12 protein-coding genes and 1 pseudogene are annotated in these 17026 nt (G+C 62.7%); 8 read left to right on the top strand and 5 right to left on the bottom strand.

From position 1 onward, the window contains the following. Positions 1 to 127: 127 nt before the first annotated feature. Positions 128 to 3062 (top strand): annotated as a pseudogene (locus tag ACAD63_RS33005) (Tn3 family transposase). Between the two features lie 23 nt (positions 3063 to 3085). Beyond that, positions 3086 to 3319, top strand: a complete 234-nt coding sequence (locus ACAD63_RS33000; protein WP_434034933.1) for a DUF6429 family protein — start codon at positions 3086 to 3088, stop codon at positions 3317 to 3319. Between the two features lie 348 nt (positions 3320 to 3667). Here ACAD63_RS33000 and ACAD63_RS32995 read toward each other — a convergent pair whose 3' ends face one another. The 5 genes from ACAD63_RS32995 to ACAD63_RS32975 all read right to left on the bottom strand — a co-directional run bounded on the left by ACAD63_RS32995 (position 3668) and on the right by ACAD63_RS32975 (position 9775). Continuing rightward, positions 3668 to 4378, bottom strand: coding sequence for a Bug family tripartite tricarboxylate transporter substrate binding protein (locus ACAD63_RS32995; RefSeq protein WP_434034932.1), 711 nt, complete (start codon positions 4376 to 4378; stop codon positions 3668 to 3670). Positions 4379 to 4517: 139 nt separating this feature from the next. Next, entirely contained in the window at positions 4518 to 5912 is a 1395-nt protein-coding gene (locus ACAD63_RS32990) for a class II fumarate hydratase (RefSeq protein WP_434034931.1), read from the bottom strand. A gap of 5 nt (positions 5913 to 5917) precedes the next feature. Continuing rightward, entirely contained in the window at positions 5918 to 6904 is a 987-nt protein-coding gene (locus ACAD63_RS32985) for a tripartite tricarboxylate transporter substrate binding protein BugD (protein ID WP_434034930.1), read from the bottom strand. 36 nt (positions 6905 to 6940) lie between these two features. Beyond that, the gene (locus ACAD63_RS32980; protein WP_434034929.1) at positions 6941 to 8362 is read right to left on the bottom strand and encodes a cation:dicarboxylate symporter family transporter; all 1422 of its coding nucleotides are present in this window, start codon (positions 8360 to 8362) and stop codon (positions 6941 to 6943) included. Between the two features lie 27 nt (positions 8363 to 8389). Beyond that, positions 8390 to 9775: a class-II fumarase/aspartase family protein gene (locus tag ACAD63_RS32975; protein WP_434034928.1), complete on the bottom strand. Its 1386-nt coding sequence runs from the start codon at positions 9773 to 9775 to the stop codon at positions 8390 to 8392. Positions 9776 to 9918: 143 nt separating this feature from the next. Here ACAD63_RS32975 and ACAD63_RS32970 point away from each other — a divergent pair, with 143 nt between their 5' ends. The 6 genes from ACAD63_RS32970 to ACAD63_RS32945 all read left to right on the top strand — a co-directional run bounded on the left by ACAD63_RS32970 (position 9919) and on the right by ACAD63_RS32945 (position 17025). After that, positions 9919 to 10653, top strand: coding sequence for a GntR family transcriptional regulator (locus tag ACAD63_RS32970; protein WP_434034927.1), 735 nt, complete (start codon positions 9919 to 9921; stop codon positions 10651 to 10653). 866 nt (positions 10654 to 11519) lie between these two features. After that, positions 11520 to 12341, top strand: a complete 822-nt coding sequence (locus tag ACAD63_RS32965) for an SDR family oxidoreductase (RefSeq protein WP_434034926.1) — start codon at positions 11520 to 11522, stop codon at positions 12339 to 12341. A 45-nt stretch (positions 12342 to 12386) separates the two neighbouring features. Then, positions 12387 to 13640 (top strand): CaiB/BaiF CoA transferase family protein, encoded by a 1254-nt coding sequence (locus tag ACAD63_RS32960; RefSeq protein ID WP_434034925.1) that lies wholly within the window; start codon positions 12387 to 12389, stop codon positions 13638 to 13640. After that, complete coding sequence (locus ACAD63_RS32955) at positions 13633 to 14400, top strand: enoyl-CoA hydratase/isomerase family protein (RefSeq protein ID WP_434034924.1); 768 nt, start codon at positions 13633 to 13635, stop codon at positions 14398 to 14400. The genes ACAD63_RS32960 and ACAD63_RS32955 overlap by 8 nt, the downstream gene beginning before the upstream one ends. A 10-nt stretch (positions 14401 to 14410) precedes the next feature. Continuing rightward, the gene (locus tag ACAD63_RS32950; protein ID WP_434035071.1) at positions 14411 to 16213 is read left to right on the top strand and encodes an acyclic terpene utilization AtuA family protein; all 1803 of its coding nucleotides are present in this window, start codon (positions 14411 to 14413) and stop codon (positions 16211 to 16213) included. Then, positions 16210 to 17025: a GntR family transcriptional regulator gene (locus ACAD63_RS32945; RefSeq protein ID WP_434034923.1), complete on the top strand. Its 816-nt coding sequence runs from the start codon at positions 16210 to 16212 to the stop codon at positions 17023 to 17025. The genes ACAD63_RS32950 and ACAD63_RS32945 overlap by 4 nt, the downstream gene beginning before the upstream one ends. Position 17026: the final 1 nt, after the last annotated feature.

Raw genomic sequence — 17026 nt, 5'->3', positions numbered from 1 at the left:
GTTTCCCTGAAAGCCTTTGTCGACAAGGCTTTCCTACAAGCCCACACTCGTTAGCCGCTGCGAATGCGGAGAGGGCGTAACATATCCGCCCGCGATTCGGATCGCGCCGTCTCGATAGGGGCAAGAGATGCCGGGCTTGGGATTTCGCTATGTGGGAAGTGACCGGCTGCCGATGCGGCTGTCGGAATTCGATGTCGAGCGGTACTTTGCATTGACCGACAGTGACGTCGCAGTGCTCAATGAGCGCTTTCGGACCGATCGGCGCGCTGGCGCGGCCATCCAACTGGTATTTCTGCGCGCAAGTGGGCATAGCCTCGGCCAGGTAAGTACGCTGCCGCGCCAGTTGCTTCACTATGTCGGCCAGCGGCTCGGCCTACCGACGCCGACGATCGCATCGCTTCGGACTCTATATCGCCGGTACAAGACGCTCTATGACCACCTGATCTGGGCCTGCGGGTATCTGGGCTTGAAGTCGATCAGCCCGGACCAGTGGGCGGAGCTCGAAGCATGGATGCGCCAGGATACCAAAGAATCGCTCACGCTCGACGAACTGCTTCAACACGCGCACTACTGGCTGTACGAGCGCAAGATTCTGATTCCCGCCGACCGAACCCTGCGGGATCTTGGACGATCGATCTGGGCGGAGATCGAGCGCGACACGCTCGCCCTGGTCGGGGCGACCATTCCTGAGACGCAACTGGTGCGCGCCGATGCAGAACTATCGAGCCAACGCGAGCCCGCAGGCATGACCGTTCTCGAGTGGCTCAAGACGCCGCCGGCCAGGCACAGTCCGACGACGCTCACGGAAACCGTGGAGAAGGTTCAGTATCTCAAGGAGATCGGGGTACACACGTGGACGCTGGACACCGTGCCGATCGATAAGCAGCGTGCCTGGGCGCAGCGGATTCAGGCGCGCCGTCCGGTGAAGACCCGCGAGCTCAAGGTGTCGACGCGCACGCTTGAGGTGGTGTTTTTCCTACGCGTGACGCTGCTCGAGTTGACCGATTCGCTGCTCTATCAAATCGGACGTCGCGTTTCCGATCTGGTTCGGCACGCTTACAACAAGACCATAACGAAACAGGCTCGCTCGGCAGTTGAATACCGACAACAACTGGTTGCGATCAAAGCGCTCGTTCGTGACAATACGCGCCCGGCGGAAGCCCGACTTGCAGAGATTGAAGCACTGCTTGGGGAACTACCGGACAAGCCTCCCGCCAGCCATGCAGCCAGCGTGCGCGAAACGCTGACTGATGATAACCGGCGCATCCGTAGTCTCCTTGCACCCCTATGTGAACTGGAATTATCGGGCCGAGACGCAGAACCAAGCCTGCAGCAACTCGAGCTTATCGCCAGGCTACGCGATAGCGGCGCGACGGAGTTGCCCATTGACCACGGAGTGCCGATTAGCGCCAACTGGCGCGCCATGGTCGACTGCGACGATCGTAAACGTGCACTGCGCGCTTTGGAAGCCGCCGCGATCACGAGCTTGCGCAAAGATCTGCGCCGCGGATCGGTGTGGATCAACCACAGTCTGTCCTTTCGTGAACGTGACCAGATGCTGATTTCGCCGTCAGATTGGGAGTCCGAGCGAGGCCGACACCTATCGTTATTGGGTCTACCAGCTACAGCGGAACCCTTTCTCGAGCGATTGACTGAAAACCTGAAGGCCGGCCTCGCGGCGCTGGAGGAAGCTCGCGAAGCCGGCCGCGTGACAATCGGCAGGGATGGCGCTCTGCACCTCTCGGCACTTGAGGCGCTACCGGCGGACGGGGTACCGAGGCGCACACGCGACCTGCTGTTCAAGGCGATCGGCACAGCTCAGTTTGCGGATCTGATGATGGAAGTGGATGTCCACACGGGCTTTAGCGAAGTACTGCTGGCACGGAAGGCACGCGATGCCAACGAACTTGTCTCGCTCTACGGTGCACTGATGGCACACGGCACCGAGGTCGACGCGAAAGGCGTTGCCGCTATGATTCAGCAAGTCGATGCTGCGGCGATTTCGAACACAATGCGTGTGCTTGAGATGTCGGGACGGCTGTCGCGAGCCAACTCGCGCGTGGTTGAGTTTCAACGTACGCACCCCATCACAGAGTTGTGGGGAAGCGGGCAGCGAGCCTCGAGCGACTCGATGAGCCTGGATACTTCACCTCATCTGTTTTACGCTCGTGTCGATCCGCGTAGGCGCACGCATGCAGTCGGTATCTACACGCATGTCCTGGACCAGCATGGCATTGTGTACAACCAGCCGATCGTCCTTAACGAGCGCCAGGCGGGGGTCGCAATTGAAGGGGCAGTGCGCCACAGCGACACGCGCGAAGACGGCCGGCCTCCTCGCACTTGCCGTTGATACGCATGGATATACGAATGTGGGGATGGCCGTATCGAAGCTGCTCGGCTTCGATCTATGCCCGCGGCTGCGCAATTTGTTGGAGCGCAAGCTCTATCTGCCGCGGGGTATGGAGATAGCCAAAGATCTTGCTCCCATAGTGGATCATGGTATCTCCCTGAAGGCTATTCGCGACGGCTGGGACGGGCTGCTGCGGCTTGTTGCATCAATCAAGTCAGGGCGTGTCAGCGCTGTCGTCGCGTTGCAGCGATTCGGCAGCGCAGCCCAAGGAGATCCGATTTATCGGGCGGCAGAACAACTTGGCAAGCTGCTGCGCACCCTGTTCCTGTGCGACTATTTCAGCAACGTCGAGTTTCGCCGAGAACTACATGCACTACTCAGTCGCGGTGAGTCGGTGCACGAACTCCAGCGTACGATTTATACGGGAAAGGTCACGCCGGAGCGCGGCCGTCGTCGTGACGAAATGATCGCGATTTCTGGCTCCTTGACCCTGCTGACGAACCTGGTGATTGCCTGGAACACGCAGCGCATGCAAGCGACAGTCGACGCGTGGCGCGGCAAGGGACAGCGAGTCGACGACGATTGGCTGCGTCGAATGGGGCCGGCGCATTCGGCGCATGTGAACTTTCGGGGCACGTTGCAATTTCCCCTTGAGCAGTACCAGGACATGCTGCTCGAAGCGGCGCCCTGGCAGCGTGCGGCAGGCTCGTGAGGGCCACCTTCAAGGAGGAGGAGATGGACATCAATACCGACGCAGTCGACGAGGTCGTCCTCGCGCTGCTCTACCTCAATCTATGCGGCGAGAATCGCGCCTGGCGGAGTTTTGACTGGGACGCGCTGAATCGCTTGCACGACAAAGGGCTCATCGGGGATCCGGTGAACCGGGCGAAGTCGGTGTGGCTAACCGACGAGGGCCTCGGCGAGGCCGAGCGGATGTTCACGAAATACTTCGTCCGCGCTGGCGACTAGCAAGTGGTTAGCAGGTGCATGTGCTCTATGGCACACAAGCTTGCAATCCGCCTTTCTGCATAGTCCAAGGGCTCTCGGGCTGCGTTTGCTGGCAAGGCTGGCAAGGCTGGCGCCAGATTTTGCATCGAAAGGCAGCAAGCAAGTGAACTTGATGATTTCTTAACGCTTTGATTTGTAAAGATAATTCGTATCTTACCGCCAGATTTTGCACGGAAAGTACGATTACCCCAAGATACCACTGCGCCTGCTGTTTGGAAGGCAGTCCTTTCAGTACGATGATGTAACGGCGAATACGCCGTTTTTCGCTCGCGCCCGTAATTTGCACCAGAGCCCGCCCACCCCGAACTTCTACTCTGGTTCGATCCCAGCCGTCTTGACCCATTCGGCCCAGCGGGCCCGATCTGCCACCATGTGCGTGCGCAGGACTGATGGCGACATCACTTGCGGAGTCATGCCTTGTCGCTCCAGTGCCCCCCGCACGTCCTGGTCGGTGACCGCGTCGGCCACCAGTGCGCTCATCCGCTTGACCACTTCGTCCGGTGTACCGGCTGGCGCCGTCAGACCAAGCCATCCTTGCACGTCGAATCCGGGCAGGTGCTCGGCCACGGCAGGTACACCGGCAAGCTGGCGCATGCGTTGGGGCGATGTCACTGCGATCGCCGTCAGTTGTTTGTTTTGCAGCGCGGGCGCGGCCGACAGGGAGTCCAGGAAGGCGAACTGGATCTGACCGCCGATCAGGTCAGTCATGATCTGCGTGATATTCCGGTATGGCGCACCTGTGAAGTCGAGCCCCGCGCGCGCGCGCAGCAATTCGGGCGGCACGCGCGACGATGAGCTGTAGTAGCCGAAGGTCATGCGTCCCGGATGGCTCTTGGCATATCGGAGCAGCTCTGGTACCGACTTGAATGGACTGTTCTGTGGCACGATCAGAATCGTCGCGAACGTGCCGAACATCCCAACCGGGACAGAATCCCGCACGGGATCGTACGGTAATCGTCGATACAAACTGATTATTGAGCTTTCCCAAATTCGCGACAACGCAAAAACACCCACTGTCATTCCCGCGCAGGCGGGAATCCAGCGTCGTTAAAGTCACTGGGTTCCCCGCCTGCGCGGGAACGACAAGCAAGAAGCGTTGTCGTGAATTCCGGAACCATCAATAGTAGTGCCACCCATCGCTGAGCTCATATCCCAGCAACTAGCGCACGCCGAAGGCCATACGTTCCAGGTCGACGAGGCGGTCGAATTCCTCGCCGTTCAACACGCCCAGTTCGATGGCTGCCTCACGCGATGAAATTCCGCGTGCCATTGCATGGCGCACAATGCGCGCCGCCTGGTCGTAACCGATTACCGGATTCAGGGCAGTGGCCGCGAGGAGCGGGCTATCGAGCTGTCGAGCCAGCCTTGCGCGATCCGCTTCCAGGCCCGGGACCACACGTTCAGCCACGGTGCGAGCGCTATCGGCGAGCAGCCGGATCGACTGCAGTACGTTGTAGATCAGCACCGGCTTGGCGACGTTCAGTTCAAAGCTGCCCGATGCATTCGCCATTGTCGCGGTGACGTGATTGCCGGCTACCTGCATGCCAGCCTGCACCATGACCTCAGCGATAGTCGGGTTGCGCTTGCCCGGCATAATAGACGACGTGAGCCCGTCGTCTGGCATGACCAGTTCGCCGATGCCGCAGTGGGGGCCCGAACTCATCCAGCGCAGGTCGTTGGCGATCTTAATGAACGATGTCGCAATTACGTTCAACACACCGGAGAGTTCCAGTAGGGCGTCATGCGCGGCCATGCCTTCGACCTTGCATGGATTCGCCGTGAACGGCAGCCCGGTCAGGCGGCTCACCTCAGCGCAGAACGCCTCGGCGAAGCCGACGGGAGCGTTGAGGCCCGTGCCCGCCGCCGTGCCGCCCTGCGGCAGCACCAGCAAGCGCGGCAGGGCACCTTCGAGGCGCGCGATGGCGTGCTCGACCTGGGCGCTGAAGCTTTCGAAGCTCCGACTCAGCGTGGTCGGCACGGCATCCATCAGGTGGGTACGGGCCAGCTTAAGGATTCCGGCAAAGCTGACGGCGCGCGCCTGGAGGGCATCGCGCAGTGTCGCCAAGGCCGGTAGCAACCGGTCTTCCAGTTCCAAGGCCGCGCTCAGATGCATCACCGTTGGGAAACTGTCGTTCGACGATTGCGAGCGGTTCACATGGTCATTGGGATGCACTGGCCGCTTCGTGCCCAGCGCCTCGCCGAGCCGCTCGTTGGCACGGTTGGCGATGACCTCGTTCGCGTTCATGTTGGTCTGCGTGCCGGAGCCAGTCTGCCAGACAGTCAGCGGGAAGTGCGCATCAAATGCACCGCTGCGTACCTCGGCCGCCGCCGTGATGATGGCCTGCGCCATGTCCGGATCTAGTTCTCCACACTGCAGATTGGCCTTGGCTGCTGCCATCTTGTGCAAACCGAACGCATGGATCAGGCAATCGGGAAAGCGCTCGCTGCCGATGTCGAACACAACCAATGCACGTTGCGTCTGCGCGCCCCAGTAGCGGTCGGCGGAAATTTCCACGGGACCGAACGCGTCTTGCTCAATACGGATCGTTGCCATCGTCATCAGTCCAGCGAGATGTTGGCCTTGGCGGCGACCACCTTCCAACGCGCCACTTCGGCCTCAGTGTATTTTCCAAGCGCGCTGGCCGTGTACTTGTCGGCCGGCAGCATCTGGATGGCTTGCGCCGACAGCCGATCCGTGAATGCCTTGTCCTTCATCACCTTCAGGTAGGCTGCCTGCATCTTCTCGATGATCGGCTGCGGCGTTCCCTTCGGCGCGTAAATACCATACCAGGTGGCGGCCTCAAAACCGGGCACCACAGTTTCGGCTAGCGTCGGCACGTCCTTGAGCTGGCTCACGCGCGATGCGGAGGTCACAGCCAGCGGCCGTACCTTCGACTCCGTGATCTGCGGCAACGCCGTATTGGTCTGGTCAAACATGCCATCAACCTGGCCGCCAATCACATCAATCAGCGCCGGCCCGGCCCCTTTGTAAGGCACAAGCGAGACCTTGATGCCCGCCGCCGATGCGAACATCACGGCGATCAGGTGCGATGTGGAGCCCATGCCCGCATTGCTGATGAACAGCTTCCCAGGGTTCCGCTTGCCGTACTCGACAAACGCCTTCACGTCCTTGGCCGGATGATCCTTGCGCACCATTAGCACCATCGGCGTGTCCGGGAATCTGAACACCGGCGCGAAATCCTTGACCGGGTCATACGGAAGCTTCTTGTACAGCGCCGGGGCCGCACCCATATACCCCATGTGTCCTACCAGCATCGTATAGCCGTCAGCCGCCGCGCGCGCAGCCTTGGCGGCCCCAACCGTGCCACCGGCGCCAGGCGAGTTGTCAATGATGATCGACTGCCCGACCTCACGCGACACGCGCTCAGCGATGTTGCGCGCCAACGCGTCGGTGGGTCCTCCGGCTGCAAATGGCACAATCCAGGTGATAGGCTTACTCGGCCAGGCTTGAGCATGGGCCGACAGTGCGGTGGTAAGAGCGGCGACGGTCAGTGCGCCGCGCACAAAGGCTTTTAAGGTTTGCATGGGTTGTCTCTTGTCTAACTTTGTATATCGTTGCGATCAGCTCGCCGTTGCGCTTTTGAGCGGTATCCCGCCCGGATGGGGATTGGATGCATCCGCATCCTCGCCAAGCAGGTTGCCGTCGTCGAGCGCCGCATCAGCCTGCGCGGCGTCGGGATACAGCTCGGGGTAGAGGTGGCGACGGGCTGTTTCGGCGTCGAACGTGCCAGACCACTTGGCCACAACCACGGTCGCCACGCTGTTGCCGATCGTGTTGCACGTCGAAATGGCCATCGACAGGAAACGGTAGACGCCGAAGATCACGGCCAGCCCTTCGACCGGCAGCATGCCCGTGGAGGTCACGGTGGCGGCGAACACCACGAACGACCCGCCCGATACCGTGGCCGCGCCTTTGGAGGTGAGCAGCATCAACAGCAGGATGCCGATCTGGTGGTCGAGCGTCAGCGGCACCCCGTAGGCGTGCGAGATGAACAGCACGCCCATCGCCATGAAGATCGATGTGCCGTCGAGATTGAACGCATAGCCGGTTGGAAGTACCAGCCCAACGGTCTGCTTGGCGCATCCAAGCCGCTGAAGCTTGATCAACAGGCGCGGCAGCGCGCTTTCCGACGATGCTGTGCCCAGCACGATCAGGATCTCGTCCTTGATGTAGCGCAGGAAGCGCCACAGGCTGAAGCCCGCCACCTTCGCGACGACGCCGAGCACCACGGCGATAAACAGCACCACCACCGCATAGAAGCTCAGCACGAACTGCGCCAGCGCGATCAGCACGGCGGCGCCGTTGCTGCCCACGGAGTACGCCACCGCGCCGAAGGTGCCGATCGGCGCCAGCTTCATCACGAGGTTGATGAACGAGAACAGGACTTCCGAGATGCTGTCGAGGCCGTCGTTGATCTTCGCCCGACGGGTCTCGGGAATGGCGAGGATACCGATGCCAACCATCACCGCCAGCACCACCACCTGCAGCAGTTCGCCCTTGGCGAAGGCGCCAACGAAGTTGTCGGGGACAATGTGCATCATGAACTCGAGGAAACCCTGCGGTGCGGCGCCCTTGGCCGCGGCCGGCGTGGCGGCGCTGCCGGCGACGTGCGACATGCCCTTGCCGATCTCCAGAAGGTTGCCGGCGAACATGCCGACCACCAGCGCGATGGTGGAGATCACCTCGAAGTACAGAATCGACCGCCAGCCTACGCGCCCGGCGCTCTTCACGTCGCCCGCCGAGGCGATGCCGTGGACGATCGTCAGAAACACCAGCGGCGCTACGCCGGCCTTGATCAGCGACAGGAACATGTCGCCCAGCAGCTTGAGCTGCGAGGCGAACTTCGGAAACGCGAAGCCGACGGCGATGCCGAGGATCAGCGAGACGAGCACCTGCATGCCGAGCTTGCGGTACCAGGGCAGTCGCGGGGCCGCAGACGGTGCGGGCGGAACAGCGGGAGTCTGGATGGTTTCGTTGTGCATGATGTCTTCCTCCACCGGGGGCCTGTGTCAGGCCACCTTGCGGGACAGTTCGAGGGCGCGGTCGACCATTTGCGGCGCGAGGCCGAGGTAGTTGGCCGGATCGGTCATCCGGTCGATGGCGGCGCGGTCGAAGTGCTTCGTGACGGCCGGCAGCGCGGCCAGCGCGTCGGCCAGCGTGCCGCCGTGCTCGTTGACCGTGCGGCAGGCGTCGTAGACCACGTCGTGCGCCTGCTGGCGGCCGATATGCGGGGCCATGCCCATCATCACGGCCTCGGCCACGATCAGGCCGCGCGTGATGCCGAGGTTGTGTTGCATGCGGGCTTCGTCGACGATCAGCCCGCCCAGCGCGAACTTCGCCTGGTGCAGTGCGCCCGAGGTGAGGATGAAGCTCTCCGGAATGGCGATCCATTCGGCGTGCCAGGGACCGGTGGCACGCTCGAAGTCCTGCACCATTGCGTCGACCATCAGGCCCGCATGCTGGCGCACCGCCTTCGAGGCGGCGAGCATCAGTTCGCTCGAGATCGGGTTGCGCTTCTGCGGCATGGTGCTGCTGGCGCCGCGCCCCTTGACGAAGGGCTCATAGACTTCGGCGAACTCGGTCGACGCCATGATCATGATGTCGAGCGCGAGCTTGCCCAGCGAACCGGTGATCAGCGCGAGCAGGTTCACCGCTTCGGCAAAGCCGTCGCGCGCCACGTGCCAGGTGGTGGCCGGCACGCCCAGCCCCAGTTCCTGCGCCAGCGCCTCCTGCACCGCGAAGCCCTTGTTGCCGCCTTGTCTGCCCAGCGAGGCCAGCGTGCCGGCCGCGCCCGCGAACTCGACCACGGCCACGCGCGGGCGCAGTTCGGCCAGGCGCTGCTGGTGGCGGTCGAACATCGCCAGCCAGATCGCCGCCTTGTAGCCGAAGGTCACCGGCAGCGCCTGCTGCAGGTGGGTGCGGCCGGCCATCGGCGTGTCACGGTGCCTGACCGCGAGGTCGGCCAGGATGCCGCGTAGCGCGCGGAGATCGGCGTCGATGCTGTCGAGCGCATCGCGCACCTGCAGCGCGACCGCGGTGTCCATGATGTCCTGCGTGGTGGCGCCCCAATGCACGTAGCGGCCGGCGTCGCCGCACATTGCCACCAGCTGGTGTACCAGGGGCAGGATCGGATAGCCGACAATGTCGGTTTCCTCGCGCATGTGGTCGAAGTCGATACGCTCGATACGGCATTCGCGAGCGATGGTGGTGGCGGCGTCGGCCGGGATCACGCCGGCGCGGGCTTCCGCCTTGGCCAGCGCGATCTCGACGTCGATGTAGCGCTGGACCAGCGCACCGTCCGAGAAAATCTGTCGCATCTGTTTCGTGCCAAAGGCATCACGGAACAGGGCGGAGTCGACAACGGTGCTAGCGGCGGGGATCGTGTAGTTGGGCATGGTCCTACCTTGTGGCAATTCGACGGAAGTCCTAATATATTCGAACATATCGGCATTAAATATGTTCGAATATATTTGCGGAATCGGTGTTAACCCTTTAGTCATGCGCCCATGGCAACTTCGAAATGTGATTCAAAATCAATATGAGTAAGAGAGACGCTGCACAGATCAGCCGGCAGTTGCTGGACGGTATTACGACCGGGCGATACCCGGTGGGCGCACTGCTGCCGACAGAATTCGAGCTGTGCGAGCAGTTCCAGGCTACCCGCTACACGATTCGTGCGGTGCTCCAGGAATTGCAAGACATGGGGTTGGTATCGCGCCGCAAGAACGTGGGCACCCGCGTGGAGGCCGCGCGGCCCAAGACCGTATTCAAGCCGGCGCTGGCATCGGTGGAAGATTTGATACAGTTCGGCGAGGCGCACCGGCGCGTGTTGCAGTCGGTGGAGACGGTGACCGCGCCGCCGGAAGTAGCCGCTGCCCTAGGCGGAGCTCCCGATGCTCAATGGTTGCGCATCTCCAGCGTGCGGCTTAACGACGAAGCGAGCGCTGCGCCTATGGCATGGCTCGACATCTATATCGACCCGGCCTACGACGATATTGGCCGAATCGTTCGCGACACGCCCGACATGCTGGTCAGTTCCCTGATTGAGTCGCGCCATGGACGGCGGGTCGCCGAGATCGAACAGGACGTGCGTGCCTCGTCGCTGATGGACCCGCGCGTCGGTCGCGCCCTGGGGCTCGAGCTAGGGACGTCGGTGCTAAAGATCGTCCGACGCTACATCGACGAGGCGGGCGAGACGTTCGAAGTGTCCGTGACCACCCACAGGGCGGAGACCTTTTCAGTGACTACGCGCATGAAGCGCTCGGCGGGTTGAACGCGGCTTTTATGTGCACGACGGGTAGCCGCTCTCGCGCAGCCAGCCACGTTGTCCCGCTTCGTCGGCGTTTCATATCGGGTGATTCCGAAACCCGGAGGATTGGAGCGGAGTCCAAGCGGGCGCGACTGGCTCGCGGCAAGGAGGGCTCCGCGACACTTGACTTGTACTGCCAATTACGTGCGCAGCCGAATTCCTCAGCGTGTTTGACGCGTATCTGGGTGCGCCAAGGGCTTGGCGAATGGCACCCGCAGGAAGTATGGCCGGTTTCTCCAAGGCTTCCTGAACGGCTGGTGTCGCGACAGTCCACCGATTTCAAGAGGCAGCTACGCTGGCGGGTGCCGTGTCGCTGACCCAAAACCAGATGGCTCAGAACGACCTGAGCTGCCCTTCGACCCGGGGCAACCCCTACGGCTGCTCCCAAGATCGAACGGTCATTCGTGGGGTCACATCCGTCGGTAAGCGGGCGGACAGCTATGTATTTGTTACCGGCGATCCCTCCGCATCGTGGCGGGCGCAAATCATCTGCTCTGCCCGCGAAGTAGCGCTGGGTAGAGATCTGCCGCCGAGATGCGACGTGCTTGTCTGACCCCGGCTTCGTGGGGGCATGATTGCCGAGCTTCTGGAAGCGAAGCGGCTATTTGGCATTGCCTTGAACTGAACGGGCATGGCGGGGCCTCAAGGTCAAGATTACCGCCAGTGCACCACCTCAAGCTCCGCGCCCGCCGCCGTTGCTCCGGTCGGTGTGCCTCCTTCTCGGGTAAACGCCACCTTTGAGTCCATACGCCATTTCGTCTATAGTTCTAATAATAGAACTAAAAGCGGTGCGCGCAGGATCACTCGCACTCGTTCACTCAAGGAAAAGCATGACGTTGCAAGGTAAGACGCTATTCATCACAGGTGCCAGCCGGGGCATCGGTAAGGCCATCGCACTTCGCGCCGCAAGGGATGGCGCGAACATCGTCATCGCCGCCAAGACTGCCGTCCCGGATCCTCGGCTGCCCGGCACGGTCTACAGCGCGGCCAAGGAAATCGAGGCGGCAGGCGGCAAGGCGCTGCCCGTGGTGGTGGACGTGCGCGACGAGGGGCAGGTCGCCGAGGCCGTCGCGCAAGCAGTCGGCAAGTTTGGCGGGCTCGATATCCTGGTCAACAATGCCAGCGCGATCAGCCTCACACGCACGCCGGACACGCCGATGAAACGCTACGACCTGATGATGGACATCAATGTCCGCGGCAGTTTCGTCTGCGCGCAGATCTGCCTGCCGCATTTGCGCCGCGCCGACAATCCCCACATCCTGACGCTCTCTCCGCCGCTGAACATGCGACCAAATTGGTTCGCTGATCACGCAGCCTATACCACTTCCAAGTACGCCATGAGCATGATCACCTATGGCCTGGCTCACGAGTTGCGCAACGAGGGCATTGCCGTGAATGCACTGTGGCCGAAGACTCTCATCGGTACGTCGGCGCTGGTGAACGTGACGGATGCCGATGGGGCAGGGCGGGCCAGGATGCCGGACATCATGGCAGACGCCGCCTACCAGATTCTCACACAGCCCAGCCCGCACGTGACGGGCCAGTTCTTCCTCGACGAATCAGTGTTGCGCGACGCCGGCCTGCAGGATTTCAGCAAGTACCAGGTCAAGCCAGGCGTCGAACCGATGCTGGATCTGTTCGTCGACGCTTGACGACCAGGCCGACGGCCGTCATTGGCTTACAGGGATGATAGAGATATGAAGAACGAGGAGACAGCCGGCCCACTGGCCGGCGTGAAAGTGGTGGACATCACGTCGGTGTTCATGGGCCCGTCAGCTACGCAGATGCTTGCTGACCTGGGCGCCGACGTGATCAAGGTGGAGTCACCGAACGGAGACAGCACGCGCGGCATCGGCCCTTGCGGCGATGAGAAGCTGGGGCCGCTCTTCCTCGGGCTGAACCGCAACAAGCGCAGCCTCGTGCTGGACCTGAAAACCCCGGCTGGCAAGGAGGCTCTGCTTCGCCTGGTCGAGGATGCCGACGTGCTGGCCTACAACGTGCGCCCGCAGGCCATGCAGCGCCTTGGGCTGGACTATGAGTCGATCTCCGCAATCAATCCACGCCTGGTCTACGTGGGCATGTTTGGCTTCTCGCAGCGCGGGCGCTACGCGCCGCAGGCTGCGTTCGACGATCTGATCCAGGCCGCGACCGGACTGCCGCTGGCGGTTTCCCTGGGCGCCGGTGACATCCCCCGTTATCTGCCAATTACCATCGCCGACCGCTCTGTGGGCCTGTACGCCTTTGGCGTAATCTGCGCAGCCCTCTACTCGCAGGCACGCACCGGAAAGGGGCAGCGCGTCGACGTCCCCATGTTTGAGACGATGGTGCCCTACGTGATGGGCGACCATCTGTATGGCGAGACATTCGTTCCGTCAAAGGGCGGCTTTGGCTACCCACGCCTTCTGTCTCCCGAGCGACGCCCTTACAAGACCAAGGATGGGTACGTCTGCTGCCTGATCTATCACGATCATCACTGGCGGACCTTCCTAAAGGTCATCGGCAAGCCAGAGCTATACGATGCCGACCCCCGCTTCTCCAACATCACCACCCGCACAGCGCATATCACCGAACTCTATGGCATGGTCAGCGACGAGATGACCAAACGTACGACAGAGGAGTGGCGCGCCTTGCTCAAGGAGGCTGATATTCCCGTCTTCCCGATGCATACGTTCGAGTCGCTGCTCGACGATCCCCATCTGCGTGATATTGGCTTCTTCAGCGAGTCTGATCATCCCACGGTTGGCCGTATCCGCGAGATGGCGGTGCCGAGCGAATGGCATGGCACGCCTCCGGTCAACCGCCGCCATGCACCGAGGCTGGGCGAGCACAGCCGGGAAATCCTGCGCGAAGCGGGCTACGATGATGCCGCCATTGATCGCCTGATCGCGTCGGGCGTCTCGAAGGAGGGCGGCCCTGCTGAGTTGCGACCCATGGAGACCGACAATGGCTGATGAGCTTAAGAGCGAGGTCCGGGGAGTCGTTCTCACCCTGACCATCAACCGGCCGGAGCGCCGTAACGCCATGAGCCCGGCAGTGGTGCAAGGACTGCGTGACGGCATTCTGCGTGCCAACCGCGACTCCGCAATCCGCGCTATCGTCATTACCGGCGTGGGCGAGCAGGCTTTTTGCGCGGGTGCCGACCTGCAGACCGGCAAGGCCTTTGCATTCGACTACGCCGATCCCTACCTCGGGCTGGCCGACCTCTTCCGCATCGCGCGCCTCTCGACGGTGCCGCTGATCGGCCGTGTCAACGGCGCCTGTATGGCCGGCGGCATGGGGCTGATGGCGATGTGCGACATGGCGGTGGCCAGCGAGCACGCGATCTTCGGCCTGCCTGAGGTCAAGGTCGGCCTGTTTCCCGCACAGGTACTGAGCGTCCTGCAGTCCCTGGTGCCGCGCCGGGTGCTCAACGAACTGTGCCTGTGCGGCGAACCAATCTCCGCCGCCGAGGCACTCGCAGCGGGCCTCGTCAACTACGTCGACACCGACCTCGACGGTAGGCTCGACTGGTTGCTTAGCCGCCTACTGAACAAGTCGCCCGCGGCCATCCGCCGTGGCCTCTATACCCTCAAGCACGTGGAAGGCATGCCCTTCGAACAATCCATGGCCTTCACGGAAAGCCAGATCGGCCTGCTTGCCATGACGGAGGATGCGCGCGAGGGCCAGGTCGCCTTCCGCGAGAAGCGCCAGCCCGGCTGGACTGGCAGATAGGAGAACAAGCATGACAGCAAAAACAGTTCGCATCGGCGGCGCCTCCGGCTTCTGGGGCGACAGCAGCGTGGGTGCTCCGCAACTGGTGCGCCACGGCAATATCGATTACCTGGTGTTCGACTACCTGGCCGAGCTAACCATGTCGATCCTGGCCTCCGCGCGGCTGCGCAAGCCGGAGCTTGGCTACGCCACCGATTTCGTGACGGTGACGATGAAGAGCCTGCTCCGGGAAATCGCCGAGCGCGGAATCCGCGTGATCAGCAATGCCGGCGGCATGAATCCTCATGGGTGTGCCGAGGCGATTGCCGCGCTGGCGGCGGAACATGGCCTGACGCTGCGCATCGCCGTGGTGGAAGGCGACGACGTGATGCCACTGCTGCCCGGGCTGCGAGAAGCCGGCGTGCGCGATATTCAGAAGGGCCGCCCCCTGCCGGAGAAAGTCGTCAGCGCCAATGCCTACTTGGGCGCGCTGCCGATCCGACAGGCGCTGGATCAGGGCGCCCAGATCGTCATTACCGGGCGCTGCGTGGACAGCGCGGTCACCTTGGGCGTGCTGATGCATGAATTCGGTTGGAAGCCGGACGACTATGATCGACTGGCCCAAGGCAGCTTGGCCGGCCACATCATCGAGTGCGGATGCCAGGCTACAGGGGGCCTGCATACCGACTGGGAAAGCGTACCGGATTGGCACAACATCGGTTACCCCGTGGTGGAATGCCGCGAAGATGGCAGCTTCCTGGTGGGCAAGCCCCCCGCGACTGGCGGCCTGGTAAACACCGCCACGGTTGGTGAGCAAGTTCTGTACGAGATCGGAGATCCCTCGGCCTACCTGTTGCCAGACGTGACCTGCGATTTCACTCAGGTCAATCTGCGGCAGGTCGACTCGGACCTGGTCGAGGTAGCCGGTGCGCGCGGACGCGCGCCTAGCGGCGCCTACAAGGTCAGCGCCACCTACGTCGATGGCTTCCGCTGCAATGCCCAGATTTCGATCATCGGTGTCGATGCGGTCGCAAAGGCGGAGCGCACGGCGGAGGCAATCCTCGCGCGCACGCGACGGATTTTCGAAGAGAACGGCTGGGGAGACTACAGCCGCACCCGGATCGAAGTGCTTGGGGCAGAGTCCTGCTTCGGGCCGCATGCTGCGACACGCCACACCCGCGAGGCGGTGATGCGGCTGGCCGTCATGCATCCAGAAAAGGCTGCGCTGGAGCTATTCGCACGGGAAATCGCCGCGGCAGGAACGAGTTGGGCCCCCGGCACGACGGGTTCGGGCGGGGGTGGACGCCCCAGCCCGTCGCCATCGATCCGGCAGTATGCTTTCCTGCTGGACAAGGCCGCGCTGGCCCCGGCGGTGGTGATGGACGGTGTCCGCAGTGCGGTGGTAATCCCGGCGGGCGACGCGTTGGCCACAGATGTGACTGCTGTGGCCGCGCTGCCCCGGTGCGAGGAGAACGCGACGGCGGTTACGCCGGCGCAGGACACCATTGAAGTGCCGCTCATCCAGCTCGCCTACGGGCGCAGCGGCGACAAGGGCGATATCTCCAACATCGGCCTCATCGCGCGCAAGCCTGAATACCTGCCGATGTTGCGCGCGGAGGTCACCACGGCACGCGTGGCAGACTGGCTGGCCCATCTTGTAAAAGGCCCAGTGACGCGCTATGAGCTGCCGGGCTTCGACGCGATGAACTTCGTGTGCGAATCGGCCCTGGATGGCGGTGGCATGGCCTCGCTGCGCAATGACCCGCTTGGCAAGGGCATGGCACAGATCCTCCTGGCGATGCCGGTGCGCGTAACGGGAGGACTGCTGCAATGACGCGCGGCACGGCACACAGTTCCGCCAATGACAGCCTCGTACTGGGCGAAGACGGCAGCGACGGCGTGACCCGCTACCGGCAACTCGCCAGCGTAATTCGGCACAAGATCGTCTCTGGCGAATACCCGGTCGGCCAGCAATTGCCGACTGTGGACGCGATGGCGCAGACCTATGGCATCGCCAAGGTCACGGTACGACAGGCCTTCGCCCTGCTGGCCGAAGAGGGCCTGATCAGTAGTCAGCGCGGGCGCGGCACGCACGTCATGCAGGTGCCTTCCGGACTGGACGAGCGTCTGCGCGCGGCAATCAATGATGATTCGGTTGCCGCGACCGATCTCGAAATCCGCATCCTCGACAAGCGCGAGGACGTCAGCCTGCCCCCGGAGCTTTCCAGGCATGGCAAGCCGCTGGACAGCTATGTGATGGTGCGCAAGCTCCATGTCCACGACGGTGCACCGTTCTGCCTGATTGAGATGTTCGTGGCTACCTCGGTGTATGCCAAGTTTCCGCGCGGTGGCGAGAAGCGGCATAAGCTTGTCCACCTTCTGCGCCGCGCCGCGGGCGAGCGGCTGGGCATAATGCGCCAGACGTTGACGGTCGAGCCCGCCGACTATGTCCTGGTGCGCGATTTGGGCTACATCTTTGGGGCGCCCGTTGCGAAGATGGCCAGGACAATCCTGGATATCGACGGCAATGTGCTGATGGCGGGTACCTTCTGGTACCGCGGTGACCGCTTCGTCCTCGATGTCGCGCTGCCAGCCACGCTGACCGAACACTATCCGGCCTTGACGATCCCCGAAACGCGTCGCTAGC

The organism is Cupriavidus sp. a3 (assembly GCF_051015765.1).
GTDB lineage: Bacteria > Pseudomonadota > Gammaproteobacteria > Burkholderiales > Burkholderiaceae > Cupriavidus > Cupriavidus oxalaticus_A.
Note: the sequence above shows the minus strand (reverse complement) of the source record. Positions and strands in the feature narration are given on the sequence as shown.

Excerpts from the sequence above, each read along its gene's own strand:
- ACAD63_RS32960 (WP_434034925.1), top strand. The coding sequence starts at position 12,387 with ATGAAGAACGAGGAGACAGCCGGCCCACTGGCCGGCGTGAAAGTGGTG.
- ACAD63_RS32965 (WP_434034926.1), top strand. The coding sequence starts at position 11,520 with ATGACGTTGCAAGGTAAGACGCTATTCATCACAGGTGCCAGCCGGGGC.
- ACAD63_RS32980 (WP_434034929.1), bottom strand. The coding sequence starts at position 8,362 with ATGCACAACGAAACCATCCAGACTCCCGCTGTTCCGCCCGCACCGTCT.
- ACAD63_RS33000 (WP_434034933.1), top strand. The coding sequence starts at position 3,086 with ATGGACATCAATACCGACGCAGTCGACGAGGTCGTCCTCGCGCTGCTC.
- ACAD63_RS32985 (WP_434034930.1), bottom strand. The coding sequence starts at position 6,904 with ATGCAAACCTTAAAAGCCTTTGTGCGCGGCGCACTGACCGTCGCCGCT.
- ACAD63_RS32990 (WP_434034931.1), bottom strand. The coding sequence starts at position 5,912 with ATGGCAACGATCCGTATTGAGCAAGACGCGTTCGGTCCCGTGGAAATT.
- ACAD63_RS32945 (WP_434034923.1), top strand. The coding sequence starts at position 16,210 with ATGACGCGCGGCACGGCACACAGTTCCGCCAATGACAGCCTCGTACTG.
- ACAD63_RS32970 (WP_434034927.1), top strand. The coding sequence starts at position 9,919 with ATGAGTAAGAGAGACGCTGCACAGATCAGCCGGCAGTTGCTGGACGGT.
- ACAD63_RS32950 (WP_434035071.1), top strand. The coding sequence starts at position 14,411 with ATGACAGCAAAAACAGTTCGCATCGGCGGCGCCTCCGGCTTCTGGGGC.
- ACAD63_RS32955 (WP_434034924.1), top strand. The coding sequence starts at position 13,633 with ATGGCTGATGAGCTTAAGAGCGAGGTCCGGGGAGTCGTTCTCACCCTG.
- ACAD63_RS32995 (WP_434034932.1), bottom strand. The coding sequence starts at position 4,378 with ATGACAGTGGGTGTTTTTGCGTTGTCGCGAATTTGGGAAAGCTCAATA.
- ACAD63_RS32975 (WP_434034928.1), bottom strand. The coding sequence starts at position 9,775 with ATGCCCAACTACACGATCCCCGCCGCTAGCACCGTTGTCGACTCCGCC.